12 protein-coding genes, 1 tRNA gene and 2 pseudogenes are annotated in these 15,065 nt (G+C 36.6%); 11 read left to right on the plus strand and 4 right to left on the minus strand.

From position 1 onward, the window contains the following. From Sarmat_RS03305 to Sarmat_RS03325, 6 genes are all read left to right on the plus strand, one after another. The coding region (locus tag Sarmat_RS03305) for a transposase family protein (protein WP_207187033.1) at nt 1-584 on the plus strand (584 nt) is incomplete at its 5' end. Next, nucleotides 581-703: a hypothetical protein gene (locus Sarmat_RS07070; RefSeq protein WP_279611745.1), complete on the plus strand. Its 123-nt coding sequence runs from the start codon at nt 581-583 to the stop codon at nt 701-703. The genes Sarmat_RS03305 and Sarmat_RS07070, both read left to right, overlap by 4 nt. A 237-nt stretch (nt 704-940) precedes the next feature. Further along, on the plus strand, nt 941-1,285 hold the full coding sequence (locus Sarmat_RS03310) for an HIT domain-containing protein (RefSeq protein ID WP_202149418.1): 345 nt from the start codon (nt 941-943) through the stop codon (nt 1,283-1,285). A gap of 6 nt (nt 1,286-1,291) precedes the next feature. Further along, a complete protein-coding gene (locus Sarmat_RS03315; RefSeq protein ID WP_202149419.1) occupies nt 1,292-2,296 on the plus strand; it encodes an aspartate-semialdehyde dehydrogenase in 1,005 nt (334 codons plus the stop codon). Between the two features lie 208 nt (nt 2,297-2,504). Then, nucleotides 2,505-2,828 carry a DUF3035 domain-containing protein gene (locus Sarmat_RS03320; protein WP_202149420.1) on the plus strand — a complete coding sequence of 108 codons (324 nt, stop codon included), beginning with the start codon at nt 2,505-2,507 and terminating at the stop codon, nt 2,826-2,828. A 77-nt stretch (nt 2,829-2,905) separates the two neighbouring features. Then, nucleotides 2,906-3,688, plus strand: coding sequence for a metal ABC transporter permease (locus Sarmat_RS03325; protein ID WP_202149421.1), 783 nt, complete (start codon nt 2,906-2,908; stop codon nt 3,686-3,688). 107 nt (nt 3,689-3,795) lie between these two features. Here the strand turns inward: Sarmat_RS03325 and Sarmat_RS03330 are convergent. Further along, a tRNA-Arg gene (locus Sarmat_RS03330) sits at nt 3,796-3,872 on the minus strand. Nucleotides 3,873-3,933: 61 nt separating this feature from the next. Between Sarmat_RS03330 and xseA the strand changes: the two genes are divergently transcribed. The 5 genes and pseudogenes from xseA to Sarmat_RS03355 all read left to right on the plus strand — a co-directional run bounded on the left by xseA (nt 3,934) and on the right by Sarmat_RS03355 (nt 11,361). Beyond that, entirely contained in the window at nt 3,934-5,271 is a 1,338-nt protein-coding gene (xseA, locus tag Sarmat_RS03335) for an exodeoxyribonuclease VII large subunit (protein ID WP_202149422.1), read from the plus strand. 75 nt (nt 5,272-5,346) lie between these two features. Then, nucleotides 5,347-6,627, plus strand: coding sequence for an MFS transporter (locus Sarmat_RS03340; RefSeq protein WP_202149423.1), 1,281 nt, complete (start codon nt 5,347-5,349; stop codon nt 6,625-6,627). A gap of 127 nt (nt 6,628-6,754) precedes the next feature. Beyond that, a pseudogene (locus tag Sarmat_RS06845) lies at nt 6,755-7,272 on the plus strand (transposase family protein); the annotation flags it as partial. Between the two features lie 589 nt (nt 7,273-7,861). Beyond that, nucleotides 7,862-9,250 carry an FtsX-like permease family protein gene (locus tag Sarmat_RS03350; protein WP_202149424.1) on the plus strand — a complete coding sequence of 463 codons (1,389 nt, stop codon included), beginning with the start codon at nt 7,862-7,864 and terminating at the stop codon, nt 9,248-9,250. A 326-nt stretch (nt 9,251-9,576) separates the two neighbouring features. After that, nucleotides 9,577-11,361, plus strand: coding sequence for an ABC transporter ATP-binding protein (locus Sarmat_RS03355; RefSeq protein ID WP_244127117.1), 1,785 nt, complete (start codon nt 9,577-9,579; stop codon nt 11,359-11,361). A 227-nt stretch (nt 11,362-11,588) separates the two neighbouring features. Here Sarmat_RS03355 and pth read toward each other — a convergent pair whose 3' ends face one another. The 3 genes and pseudogenes from pth to recJ all read right to left on the minus strand — a co-directional run bounded on the left by pth (nt 11,589) and on the right by recJ (nt 14,861). Further along, nucleotides 11,589-12,185 carry an aminoacyl-tRNA hydrolase gene (gene pth / locus Sarmat_RS03360; RefSeq protein ID WP_202149425.1) on the minus strand — a complete coding sequence of 199 codons (597 nt, stop codon included), beginning with the start codon at nt 12,183-12,185 and terminating at the stop codon, nt 11,589-11,591. A 149-nt stretch (nt 12,186-12,334) separates the two neighbouring features. Continuing rightward, nucleotides 12,335-12,466 (minus strand): annotated as a pseudogene (locus Sarmat_RS07075) (IS630 family transposase); the annotation flags it as partial. A 466-nt stretch (nt 12,467-12,932) separates the two neighbouring features. Next, entirely contained in the window at nt 12,933-14,861 is a 1,929-nt protein-coding gene (gene recJ, locus Sarmat_RS03370; RefSeq protein ID WP_202149426.1) for a single-stranded-DNA-specific exonuclease RecJ, read from the minus strand. Nucleotides 14,862-15,065: the final 204 nt, after the last annotated feature.

Consider the following 15,065-nt stretch of genomic DNA (forward strand, 5'->3'; position numbering starts at 1 on the left):
TAGAGCCGCTTATGGCTGGTCTAGTTGCAATTGAGAAGAATCGAGAATTAAGTTACGAAGAGGCGGCCCAGCTAATTGATGTTACTGAGCAAATAATAGAAAAGCCTATCAAAAAACAGAGGGAATATTTTTCAGGCAAGAAAAGGAAGTATACGTTTAAAACAGAAATAAGGGTAAATTCATTTGGACAAATTCGCAATGTTTCGAAATCATATAAAGACAGGGATCATGATTTTAAAATTCATAAAGCTGATGATTCTTTACCTATTGGAACAAGGGTTTATGCTGATTCTGGCTATCAGGGCTTAAAGAAAAAACATAATAATGCTAAAACTCCTATTAAGAAAACAAAGAAAAAGCCTTTAACTTACTGGCAAAAGAAATACAACCATATTGTCTCTAAGAGGCGGATCAAGGTTGAGAATATTATTGCAGAGCTAAAGAATTTTCGTATTTTATCTCATAGATATCGCAATAAGCGTAGGGGCTATAATCTAAAGTTTAATATTAGACCTCTTTCGAAACTCGCTCAATTAAGAGCAAATGCGAGGAGTATAGGAAACACAGAGCCGCAGCGTACATGAAGTACGTGAGGACTTGCGCATCGACAGCGTCGCCACAGTTGCCATCAGGAGTAGAGTTAGGAAAGAGGTCTAATAATCACGAACAACCTTCTTCACCCTTCACATTGGCTAATTGTTAATTAAATACTTACGCAAGAGGTCTAATTTGTCATGGTAAAATCTTTTGGATAATAGTGCTTCAGTAACAATATTATACTGCTTTACAAGGGTTTTGTCTTCCTCTTTTGATGCAATATTCAGGTTAGTACAAAATACTCTTGCATTTTGCTTATTTTAATACCTATGCTAGAATCTGAGCGGTGATTACTGATGATTAAAAAAAATAAAAATTAATTACTAATTTTAATTGAAACCATATGTATGATGATAAGAATCCATTCGCAAAAATTCTGCGTAATGAACTACCGGTAGAAAAAATCTACGAAGATCAGTTTGTTTTGGCTTTTAAAGATATTGCGCCCGTAGCACCAACGCATATTTTAGTAATTCCTAAGAAATATGTGGCAGACTATCAAGAATTTATTGAACAAGCCACTGAGATTGAGATTGTTTCTTATTTTAAAGCAATTACTCATATCGTTGACATGCTAGAGCTAGATAGTTATAGATTAATTACCAATAAGGGGTATAAATCGGGGCAATCTGTGTTTCATTTTCATACCCACATCATTAGCGGTTCTCACATCACAAATTTGATTTAATTATTTATGAAAATAGCGGTAATTGGAGCAACTGGGGCGACAGGACTAGAAACGCTTAATATAATATATGAGCAAAATTTACCATTTAAAATATTGCATGCCTTTGCTTCGCGCGGTCCTGAAAACCGCGAAATAGAATTGCGTAATAAGCAGAGAATGAAGGTATTAGATATATCTGATATTAATTTTCATGAATATGAGTTAGTGTTTTTTTGTACTCCCGCAAGCATTTCGCAATATTATGTACCAATAGCGCTTAACGCTGGTTGCAAGGTAATTGATAAATCTGATTTTTTTCGTATGAGCCCATCTGCAACTCTAGTTGTACCAGAAGTGAATGGAGATTTGATACGCAATGCAAATTTGATATGCACGCCAAATTGTACGGCAATTCCAGTAATATTAACTTTAAAACCATTAGCGCAAATTGCTCAAATTACAAAAATAGTGATAGCAACCTACCAATCGGTTTCGGGCGCGGGCAAGAGCGGCGTGGATGAGCTGCGTAATCAAACAAAAGAAATATGCGAAGGTGCCAGTACTTGCAAAATACTGAATCAAGCTAACATCTTTCCTAAACAAATCGCCTTTAATCTTTTTCCACAGATAGGTGAGATGTGCGATGATGGTGATTATGCAGAAGAACAGAAGATAAAACAAGAAATTAAAAAAATTATGAATATTCCATCCTTAGAGCTGTCTGTAACGGCCGTGAGGGTGCCAGTGTTTACGTCTCACTCTATCTGTTTGCATGTGCAATTTGATAACTCATCTAACATTACCAAAGATAAAATAGAGGAGTTATTATCTAATAGTAAGGGCATTATGTATAGTGCAGAATACAAAACCCCCGTAGAAGTGAGCGGTACAGATTATGCTTTTGTTTCGCGCCTTAGAGTAAATGCCGAAAACAGCTTGGATTTGTGGATAGTTTGTGATAACATTCGTAAAGGTGCGGCATTGAATGCTGTGCAGATAGCTCTGTGTGCTCTAGACGAACAATGCATGTAAATTCTATATACCGTTGATTTGTTCTGATAAATAGATTAATAAGAATTATACAGTCTAGGTGTCAATAAAATAAAAATTGATTAATAATTGATTAATAAAATAATTTAAAAGGTAGAAGATAATGAAAAAGATTTGCGCAATATTCGCCATCCTATCTCTAGTTTGTTTAAGTGCATGTGCTAAAAAGAATTCAGTCTTGAAGCGAGAAATGCCTAATGAATATCAGGTCACCACTTATAAGTCTCTCGTAGAACCCCCTCACTATCAATTAGAGCGCCCTGAGTTCACTAGGCAACAGAAAGCTTATGAACAATCAAAGAAAGCTGAGAAGATAGAAAAGGTACAGCAAAAAAAGAAGAACGAAAAAAAGAAGTCAGGCACTCAGGATGGACCAAAGCTGAGCGATGGAGCTGACGAATTCGTGCCAGTTGATCATCAGCAAGAACAAAACATGAAAGAGTATATGGAGAAAGAGCTGAATACTCAGGGTAGGGGCAATACGATCATCGATAATGGCATCAATAACTACTAACGACTCTCGCACATATAGAAACATAAGTATGTCTTGGGTAACAGAGCTAGTGTTATAAACAATCAATATTTTTTTTTATGATCACCGCTCTCATTTCTCTTTTCTTTTTACATCTTACTTTCGCACCCTTAGGAGCTATGAGTTTGTGGCGTAGGTATAGTTACTTAGCAGATGCAATATCTCATGCCTCATTGCTAGCCACAACCATCAGCTCAGTGTATTTACTTAAAATTGAGCTGGTTTGGCCGGTGTTTATTTTATTATTCGCCTGCTCCTTCTATTTGATGCAAAAAACATATGAGCAACATAAACTAGATAGCTCTCCTAATTTATTACTTCTGTCATGTTTTTTTCTAGCCTGCGCGCTTCTTATAATCGGAAAGGGTAATGAGTGCTCGCACGAATTAGAGGATATTCTGTTTGGCGACTTTCAGCACGCATCCAGTGAATACATGCCATTAATTTTTGCACTGAGCGTCTTTACTCTATTATTTTTTGGTTTTTGCTATAAAAAACTATTGATGATGGCGATAGATCCAAGCTGCGCTTTACAAATTGCAAATTGGCGTAGAGTAGCGCAAGATTTATGTTTTTTAATTAATTTAACCGCAGCAATATGCATTGCTCTGCAATTTCTTGGCGCTCTGCTCACTAGTAGCATGCTCATTACGCCAGCGCTTACTGCTCGTTTTATAAGCAAAAGTCCACTGGGTATGATAATGTTCACGTTCGTTATAGGATTAGCTACATCTTGCGTTGGTCTTACTTTATCGCACTATTACCAAATCTCATTTTCTGCCATCACGGCTTTTATAGGAGTGATATTGTATTTTATAATAAAGATTTGGAAACAAAGCTAACCGAAGCGAATAACACTAACCGAAGGCGTTATAAATAAAAGGTGGTGAAAAAGGGAGTTGAAAGCTCGAAAGAGTGAGCGCGAGAACGAAGCGTCGTGAGGCGCTAATGGTGCATTCTATAGGATTCGAACCTATGACCTACAGATTAGAAATCTGTTGCTCTATCCAGCTGAGCTAAGAATGCAAAAGACAGAGAAAATCGTATCATACACAACCTTTGATGTCAAGCTATAGGTTATTAAAAAATGAAAATATCGCAAGCCTTATCAGAGCTCACGGAATTGTCTGTTACACAGCTATCTAACAGTATTAAAAACGTTCTCGTGCAATATTTTAGTTATGTGCGCGTGCGCGGCGAGGTGTCAAACCTCAAAATTGCTAGCTCAGGACATGTATACTTTAAGTTAAAAGATCAAAAGGCATTAATTAGCTGCGTATGTTGGAAGGGGAATTGGGCGAAGCTGAAATTCCATCCCAAGAGTGGCGATGAAGTCTCGTTAATAGGAAAGGTTACCACTTACTCTGACTCTTCCGAATATCAATTGGATGTGAATTTAATTGACCCATCGGGCGTTGGTTATTGGATGCAGCTATTAGAAGAGCGCAAAACCAAACTACAAGCGCAAGGGGTTTTTGCACCAGAACACAAAAAACCTATTCCGTTCATCTCTAATATTATTGGAGTTATCACCTCTAGCAAGGGTAGCGTAATAGAGGATATCAAGCATCGCATTATGCAAAGATTCCCTACTAAAATTTGCCTATATTCTGTGCCGGTACAGGGCGAGCAAACCGCGCCATGCGTAATTGAAGCCGTGCAATATTTTAATAACTTACCTGCTGGGCAAAGACCAGACGTGCTAATTATAGCAAGAGGAGGCGGGTCTATAGAGGAGTTATGGCCTTTTAATGATGAAGCTTTAGTATTAGCGACTTTTGCATCTAATATCCCCATAATATCTGCCATAGGGCACGAGACAGACTACACATTACTCGATTTAGTGGCGGATGTGCGCGCTCCAACCCCCACTGCGGCAGCTGAATTTGTTACCCCAGTTTTAAAAGATCTGCGAGAAACGATATATAAACTCAATCATTCGCTTATATTGCAACTGGAAATGATTATAAATTTGCGCAGTGCGCAAGTGAAAGGTGTAGATTTATCTATTGATTCATTTTTAAATGAGTATCAACAGAGAGTTGATAGACTGGAACAGAAGCTGGAGCATTACGTTCAAAGTACTTTGTATCAAAAAACCATTGCGATAAACAAGGTGGTGTTGAATGATAGATTATTGACGCTTTCTGTAGACGGCAAGAAGATGAAACTTGAAGTTATAGCTCAAAAACTAAATACTATTTTTGAGGCGCAATGGCTAGCATGGAATAATAAAATACAGAATCTCAGTGACGTTTTCTCTGCGCTGGATTACCAGAAGATTTTACAAAGAGGATTTGTGATTGTGCGGGGCGAGCAAGATGAGCAAATCATCACTTCGAGCAAGGATATCGTTGGGGAAAAAAAGTTAATATTAGAATTTTTTGATGGTCAGGTCGTTGCAACTACTAACGTAAAAAAATAATTTTTTTGCTGTTTAAAGATAAATAATTATATATAATTGATTGATCAATAACTCAACCCGGAGCATTTATTTGCAATGCACTATATAATTCGTAAAATTAAAAATTTCAGATCTCCTACTGAGTTAAAAGAATGGATGATCTGCTATTTGGTATCTGTTGCGCCAGTATCCAATATTATATATAACATCGCGCTCCCGCAGATTGCCGAAAGCTTTGAGCAAAGCTTAGTTGCTGCGCAGAAGGGTAATACCGTATATTTCATCGGGTTTACGCTTGGCATAATCATTCTTTCGCCCATTTCAGATAAATATGGTAGGCGTACAGTGGTGTTGTTTGGGGTATTGCTATATTGCATCTCCATTCCATTAGCGATTTATGCAGCAAATTTCCATACCTTCTTATTAGCACGATTTATATTGGCCGTGGGAGCGAGTGTCGGCTCTTCTATAACGCAAACTATTGTGCGCGAAACCTATGAGGAAAAGGATTTAATTAGAGCTTATGCGCAAACAGCACTATATATTACCCTCACACCAGCAATCTTCGCTATCTTTACGGGGTATATGATAGAATATTTAAATTGGCATTCTCTTTTTTTGATAGTTTTTTTTATTTCATTCGTGATACTCATATTGTTTCTATTTAAATTGCCAGAAACAAATTTAAAGGATGTGATAGAGCATCAAGAAATATGCAAGCAGCATGTTGAACAGAGTATGGAGAGTGGAGTATATCAAAAATTCTTCGCAAAATGTTGGGCGTTTTTTAAACTATATAAGGGAATAATATTTAATTTAGAAATTATTCGCAATTCGTTATTTATAGGGGTGATGAGTGGCATATTGTTTAGCATTAATATCGTGACTCCGATTTTACTAAATTATTATACAGACTGGAATACTTCTGTTGTAGGATATATATTGTTTTTTCTTACTATAGCTCATGGCTTTGGTAATTTTACTATCAAAAAAACTCGCAAAACTATAGTGGAATTTAAAATTATTACATCCAGTTTAGCCTGCATGTTTGCTGTAATGGCGTTAATTAGCGCCGCGATTATGTATGGCAATCATAATATATGGTTTTATATACTCGCCACAGCTTTGCATTTTTATTTACATGGCGCGCTCATGCCAATTTTAATTAAAAATGCTAACCCGAGTAAGAGCAAAACAAAGAAGGCGACTGTAGCTTCGGTTGTGAGTGGTTTGTATTATGCAATCGCATCTTTGATAGTGTTTTTTGCATCAAAACTGCAGAGTAATTTTACGCTAGTGTATCTTTTTTTCTGTGTGCTTGTTCTGTTGCTAAATCTGATAATGAAGTTTGCCGATGGAAATGTACAAAAGACATAAATCGACGGTAAATATTTATCAAAGTAAGTTTAGTATAGAAGGTCGTCTTCTTATGGCCCTTAAGTACATCCGTGAATATTTCATGTAAGCTAAAGTTATGAAGTAAGAAAGCACAACATAAGATACAATTAGGTGGATAGAAGATACGCTGATCAAACATCCTTCTATCAGGTCGTAAAACTTTACTTAAAAGTGACATGGAGTATGAAGTTGTATTAATATCCGCAACGGAAACACCTATAGAGCGCTCAAAAAAAGAGTAAAGAATAAGAAACGTATTAAAAATCGTAACAATAAACAAAAGCAATTTTATTCAGAAAAAAGCATGCTTTAAAAAGTCAAATTATAATAAACAAGAAAACCAAACAAGTGATTTGTACGGCATTTTCAAATGGCAAACGTCATGATTTTAGGTTATTTAAAGAATCAAAAACCAAGATATATTCTGCAATAAAGGTTGTTACTGATACTAAATATCAAGGAATACGAGGTTTCATAATAAATCTGAGTTGCCAAAAAAAGACGAAGAAAAATCCTTTAACAAATGAGGGCAAAAAGAAAAATCGAGAACTTGCAAGATAAAGAGTAGCTAGTGAAAATGTTATTGGCATGATTAAACGATTTAAAATCGTAGCTAATAAATATCTGCTATTTACAATATTGAATTACAAAAATGATAGTTTCCGAAGAAGTCTTATGTTTTTTGGGATGGTGCTGGATGGCATCGAGGATCAACCGCCCAAGACTTTATCAAAGAAGATAGCAAATAGAAATCATTTACTTTCCATCCTACTCACCAGAGGAAAATCTCCAAGAACATGTCTGGAAAGCGGGGCGTAGCGCTGTCGCGCGCAATAACCTCATTTCCAATATCGAAGAAACCGCTCAAAATTTGAGCTTATACTTGAATACTCAAAACTTCCCTTATAAACTTCTTAACTTTGGTGTGCCTTTAAAAGATTAGATCTATATGTACATCAATAGACCTCTTTCGAAACTCGCTCAATTAAGAGCAAATGCGAGGAGTATACGAAGCACAGAGCCGCAGCGTACATGAAGTACGTGAGGACTTGCGCATCGACAGCGTCGCCACAGTTGCCATCGGGAGTAGAGTTAGGAAAGAGGTCTAATCTTGATTTAGTTTCGCACTCCTGTTAAGCTTATAAGTGCCAAGGATTATGAACTACTGCACCTATTCATAGCTACCCCTTCCCAAAACTCATTAAATATTTTCATGCTCTCACCATCGCAGTTTATAGTTTTTAAAATTGCCTTGCGTTACTTCTCGTCAAAAAAAAACGATAAAGTAATATCGATCATCTCTATTTTTGCCCTAATTGGTGTAATGATAGGCGTGGCAACGTTAATTGTAGTAATGGCGGTGATGAAGGGGTTTCATAGAGAATTTAGCGATTCCGTCATAGGTTTAAATGGTGATATACAAATTAGCAGTAATAATAAAGTTATTGACTACGAATCTGGCCTATTACAAACGGTGGAGCAGGTGTGCAAAACTCATGATTGCTACGCCCTACCTATGATGCAAGGCAAGGGGTTAGCGATAGGCGAAAATGATAATTGCGGAGTAATTATCAGAGGTATCAGCTTTGAGCATTTAAAGAAAAAGCAAAAAATTCTAGATGGTTTGCAAGGTGGTGATTTAGTCGAGTTATCTCACCCAGCTACGGTGGCATTGGGCGTACAACTAGCGCACAAACTACAATTAGGTGTTGGGGATAGAGTGAAGTTAATCTCAACTAATGCCTGCTCTACTGCGATTGGCATGATACCCAGATATAAAGAATTTACTGTAGTTGCTATATTTAATAGCGGTATGTATGACTACGATTTATTCACTATACTCACTTCCTGTGAAAATGCCTCTTTGTTTTTATCAAACAAACTTTACGCCAAGGACGATGCGTCCCGTCGCTCTCACGCTTTAAATTTAATAGAAGTGCATTTGGCAAATCGTGAAAATACTTATGAGTTGCAAAGTATATTGCGCGAATCTTTTGTTGTTCTGCGGCGTGTGCTGCAAGAAGAATTAATGCAGACACACTCTCGCGCTCAAAAGCCAATAGAGCGGGAGCAGTTGCAAGGGTCTATTGAAACATTATCAGACATTTCTATATCAACATGGCAAGATAATAATGCGCAATTCTTGCATGCACTGCAGGTAGAGAGGATATCTATGTTTTGTATTCTGTCTCTTATCATAGTAGTGGCTGCATTTAATATTATTGCTAGCCTCTTTATGTTGGTGCAGAGTAAGGCAAAGGATATTGCAGTTTTAAAAACATTGGGCGCAAGCAACCAACAAATTATGATGGTCTTTATTGTAAATGGTATGATTAGCGGTTTGTTTGGTGTAACTTGCGGCGTGGCATTAGGATGTTTATTTGCTAGTAACATTAATAACATTCGTCTTTTCTTAGAAAGAATTACTGGTACCGAGCTCTTTGATGCAGTAATTTACTTTTTATATAATCTGCCGTGCGATCTAGATCTAACCAATGTTTTGCACATCTCCATATTCTCTTTGCTTCTCTGTCTCATCTCCACATTTTATCCAGCTTATAAAGCAGTACAGATTAATCCCATAGAATTACTTAGAGAATAAATTGTTGTTTGGTCTACACCTTAGATTTTTTTTATAAAATGCATCTGTAAATGGTTGTGTTTTGGCAAAAAATATATTAAAATCATTCCATCTTATAGGCACGATCTTACATCGGTTTTTTAGTTTTCCGAGATATTATTAATTTGATACTTAATACTGCGAAAATCAATAACATAATAAACCTCTTTTCGAAACTTTGCTCCTGATGGCAATGCGCGCGTCGCTCCAATTCGAAACCCTCACGTACTCTATGTGCGCTCGAAGTTTTGCACTTGCATTCACTCATTGCACTTGCTCGTCATGAGTGAGTTTCGAAAAGAGGTCTAATGCTTGCATCTTTTAAAAAAATAACAAATTCTATGCACAATCCGAAATCTGCACTACAGTTATTTTTATCTTTTGCGCACTTAGAGAAGTGGAGAATTATTCTACTTATCTTTCTTAACTCTTTAAGCGGATTAGTACCCAGCATTGATAGTTTATTACTTAAAAGTATAACTGATCAATTTACGCAGATTGAATTCATTGATAGTAGCTACGCCGTAGATGTGATGCATTTTGTGATGTTGTATGGTTTTTGGTGGGGTGGATTGAACTTATTGGAAAGGTTGAATGATTATGTATATTTAAATACCTTTCCAGTGCTTAAAAGCAAGATTATCGAGAGTATGTATAATACCATACAATTTTATGATCAATCTTTCTTCCAATCTAAACTAGTTGGAGGTATTACGAATAGGATTACGGAAGCAGCGAGGTCCTTTGAAGTAATATACTGCATAGTTGCGGAGAAAATAGTGAGAAAGCTATGCGTTATTATTTGCGGTGTATTGGTAATGTCTTACGTAAATGCGCAAATTACAATAATCTTTTGCATATGGATGTTCATTTTTATTTTATTGAATATAATTTTTGCAAAAAAAATCAATAACTACTCTTCTGTGTTTGCTAAAAATAATGCTATGGTGGCTGGTAGAATAGTAGATGCTATTAGCAATATGCCAGTTATTCGCATGTTTACCTCGCAAAAATTTGAAAGGCGATATTTATTGCGTTATTTAGATCCTATGGTTACCAGCCATAAAGACATGTGCGTATTTATGTTAAAGCTGAGAGCTGTGCTAGGTACAGTTTGCGCAGTTATGATCGCCTTAATGATTTATTATTTATTTAATTTACGGTTGCAAAAGCTCATCACTACAGGTGACTGTGTGTTAGTGCTCAGTCTTATTGTTGCCGTGCTAGATGATGTATGGGATATTACTCAAGAGATAGGGGATTTATTTGAGGAAACAGGCTCTTTTAAGCAGAGCGTATCCTTAATCAATGATGATGACGCAAATAGCAAGGAAGTGCAAGATTCGCTATGCGTTACTGAAGGGGAAATTATTTTTAAAAATGTCACTTTTAATTATGGATCGCATAGCTTGTTCAACAACAAGTCGCTAGTGATAGAGGGTAAGAAGAAAGTGGGCTTAATTGGCTTTTCCGGCTCTGGTAAAACTACTTTTGTGAATTTAATAGCTAAAATTTATCCTATCCAAGAAGGAGCGATTTTGATAGATGGACAAGATATAAGCAAAGTATCGGTTTCTTCTTTAAGAAAGAATATCAGCTTTATCCCTCAAGAGCCAATACTTTTTCATAGAACCGTTATGGAGAACATTCGATATGGTAATCAGAACGCCTCCGATAAGGAAGCTGTAGAGGCTGCCAGGCTGGCTCATGCGCATGACTTCATTGAGTTATTGCCGGAAGGCTATCACACGGTGGTGGGAGAAAGAGGCGGGGGGCTTTCTGGCGGACAGAGACAGAGAATTATTATAGCAAGAGCGATACTGAAAAACGCTCCGATTTTAATTTTAGACGAAGCTACTAGTAGCCTTGATAGCAGAACGGAGGCTCTAATACAGCAATCTCTACATTTTCTGATGCAAGATAAAACAGTAATAGTAATAGCTCATAGACTGTCTACTATTTTGGATATGGATCAAATTTTTGTATTTGCTGGTGGCAGAATTGAGGCGCAAGGTACTCATCAAGAATTAATATATAGTAGTGATCTTTATAGAACTTTATGGAACTCTAGCTCGCCTAAAAATATTTTTTAACGCAAATGCTATAATATATAACTAAGATCATATCAAAAGGTCGCAGATATGTATTGAAGACTTGGTCAATCGAACAATTTGTAGTTCGTAGTATATTCTTAGTTTGCACCATTTTTTCCTAATAGGATTCAAATCTGGTTCTTATTTTTTTTAGTTTTAACAAACATTTTAGCGTAATTTATTCTTATAATACATAACTTCTTTAGCAGATCTTAGCTATAATAGCTCTAATCCTTATATAATTGAACGCACTTATCTTGCGGAAATGTTTTATTAACTATCTCATCCATGCGTTCTATTAAATTGGAACAAATCAAATCAAGTTGTTGCCTCTGATTGTGCGAAAAATTTCCTAATACGTAATCACTTAATTCGTTTAATCCTTCGCGCTCTCGTCCGCCAATACCGATTTTTAGTCTAAAATATTCTCGACCTATTGCTTGATCGATAGACCTAATGCCATTATGTCCCGCGCTACCACCACCCAATTTAAAACGTACTTTGCCCAACTCTAGCTCCACTTCGTCATATACGACCAATATTTGCTCAGGTTTTAATTTCAAAGCGCTCATGTTAGCAATAACTGCTTGTCCAGAAAGATTCATATATGATGTGGGTTTTAGTAACATGATATTGCAAGGCGCTTGAGTTGCTCTACTAGAGTGTATAACAATATCGCACAACTCCGATTTGAGTTTCTTTTTTATCTCGAATGTTGCAAAGCGAGTGGAAGCTAGATGATCTATAAAAATAAAACCGGCGTTATGTCTGTTATGCGCGTAGCTTGCACCGGGGTTGCCAAGACCAACAATCATTTTAATCATATCTTTATGAATTCTCTAATATCTCTAATATAGTAAATCACCTTGCATTGGGTGAGATAAAGAAGTGCTGTAAGGCGCCATACAAATGAGTAAATTCAGTAATGCTAAAATTCAGTAATGCTATCTTTAATCCATCGTTTCATATTAGTCTAAAATTTTTCTATCGGATTTAGGTCTTGTGAATAAGGTGGTAGAACCTTAGTCTTTCGAGATTTATGAAATGCAGCATTATCCATGATCACTACTTGACCAGGTTGCAGTTCTTTTATCAAAAACTCCTCAACCAAGTTTCAAATAATTTTGTATTGCAAGAACCGTTAAATACTGGTGCTATTGATGCGTGATTAACATAACCAGCTATAATGTTTGTTCTTTGATAATATTTATCGCTCTTTTTAGCAGACGATCTCTTCACTCTTTCACATAGGTAAAACCTTTTTATAGATAAAATTTAACACTCTAGTGGAATGCCAAGGGCTTATTCCAAATCTATTATCTATGACTTCTAGCTTGGCGTTGGGATTATTTTTTACAAATACTTCAATTTTTTTGTACCATCTACTTACCGTATTGTTGTGTATTCCAAAAACTTTGGATGCTTCTTTTGTGTTTTGTCTTTTTGGATATAACTTACTACTCTTTTTATCAAATTTTCACTATATGGTTTTGTTGACATTTTTCCTTTAACAATACCATATCTCTTTACCTAATGCAAGGTGGTTTACTATATTCATCGCGATATATTCTCTAGCAATATAAATCATGAATGACGAGTTGCCAAGTTTTACGACCATTCCATTCATTCATTTTCACATTAGCAAGCACCGAAATGGTTGAGTTTGTTGGATTCATCAAAATACGTCCCATCTCAGAGTTTGCTGCATTAAACGCTATACTACGTACAGATTTGGAGTTATGGGCTGAAATTAATATACAGCTGATATGCTTTTTGCCTACCACCCTGCCTTGCGTTACAAATAGATCGGAGATTAAAAATATTGGCTCACCGTTACCATTACCATATGGCTCTAATTTCTCTATATCTAATATTAGATGGGAATTTAAACTACTGATGCTTAGCTCATCTACATAAAACTTCTCTCTATTAGCTAGCTCCATCTCTCTTCCATTACGCGCCAAGCTATGAGAGGCTAAAAATTCCTCAAATTCCTTCACCTTACTTGCGCTAATAGTTAGCCCCGCCGCCATTGCATGTCCGCCTCCGCCAATTAATATTCCAGCATTTTTGGCCTCGATAATAATTTTGCCCAAATCCACATAAGCAGTGGAGCGACAAGATGCTTTGATTATTTCGTCGTTCTTCGCGCTTGCTGCAAGTTCATGATCTGCATTAATGTTGGTTTTGGGTGGGGCGATGATAGTGCCTACAATAACTGGCTTTTCTAATCTGTCTTTGAGGCGAGATGCTATAATACCTATCACTCCCTCATGCCAATTGCCATACACAAACACTACGTTATTATTCATAGCCTTTTGACTGGCTATTTCCATAGCTTCCGCTAAATAATTTTCTTCTATCAGTTGGCGTCTTTGGTTGGCTAATTCTAGTTCTTTGCTCAAGCTCGTAATTTGTTCATCATCTTCCTCTAACAAGAGCCTAGCTCCTAAAGAAGCATCGCTTACTCTTCCGCCGGCGTTAATTCTAGGCCCGACAATAAACCCTAGATGATAAACGCTAGCTTGCTCTTGATATTGCGCTAGTAAGGCTTTAATTCCCTTATTACCAGACTCTTTGTTTCGAATTTGTTTCAAGCCATGCTTTACAAAAGCTCTATTCACTCCAATTAATTGCATTACGTCACACACTGTACCCAAAGCAACAATATCAAGATATCGCATTAAGTCTACCGAGGCGACTCTGCGCAATAATTCGTGCTCACAGTCTAAAGTCACTCGATTGCTAGAATGCATAGCGTTGACAGTCTTGCTTGTTGAGTAGTTAATGGTTTTGCGAGCAGCGTATACAAAGCTAAAAAGAAAGTAAAAAGTCACTCCTACTGCTGCCAGATAAGTATATTGCGTATTTTCGTCTGCCCTATTTGGATTAATGGTTGCTACCGCGTTTTTGGGTATATCTGGGCTTAGATGATGGTCTATTACTATCACATCAACTAAAAAGTCTTTAGCATAACTGATTGCGAGACAAGAAGTGGTGCCGCAATCTAATGTGATTATAAGCTGTGGTTTATGTATTTTATAGCAATCTTCAAACGCGCCCACTGTAAAACCATAGCCATGCTCTATGCGGTTAGGAATGTAGAATTCCACGCAATAGCCAATCTGGCGTAGAAAAAGAGAGAGTAAGGCGCAAGATGTAGCCCCGTCTACATCATAGTCTGCAAAAATAATTATTTTTTCTTTACGTTGGATTGCTGCTGCAAGACGCTCTATGCCTTTTTGAGTGTCAAGAAAACTCATTGGGGTTGGCATGAGATTTTTTAGCTTAGGATCTAAAAAATTTTGTACATCAAGCATACTATTAGTATCCCTAATTTTAGGGGCAAGTAGTTGAGCGAGAAAATAACTTATACCAAAGTAGTTCACCCATTTTTCTATCAGATCTACATAGGAACTTTGGCCAGAATCGACTCTGGATAACTCTAGCTCTCCATATTTTTTCCAAATAAAACCTTTAACAGATTGATGTGCTAGCATGATACAAGAGATTTAGTGTGATCATTAGATTTGTTAGCGTTAGAGTAAGAATGTTTGATGATATATGCAATAGGGGACCGTTGCGAGATGAGGTAATTTTTGTTATAATAAATCTCAAAAGAACGAGGTTTTCAAATGTCTTCAGCGCATCAAATTACAATGGTAAGTTTAAATCAATTAGTTAGTCCAAAGCATCAATATCGC

It is taken from the genome of Candidatus Sarmatiella mevalonica, from assembly GCF_016751895.1.
GTDB classification, from domain to species: domain Bacteria; phylum Pseudomonadota; class Alphaproteobacteria; order Rickettsiales; family Rickettsiaceae; genus Sarmatiella; species Sarmatiella mevalonica.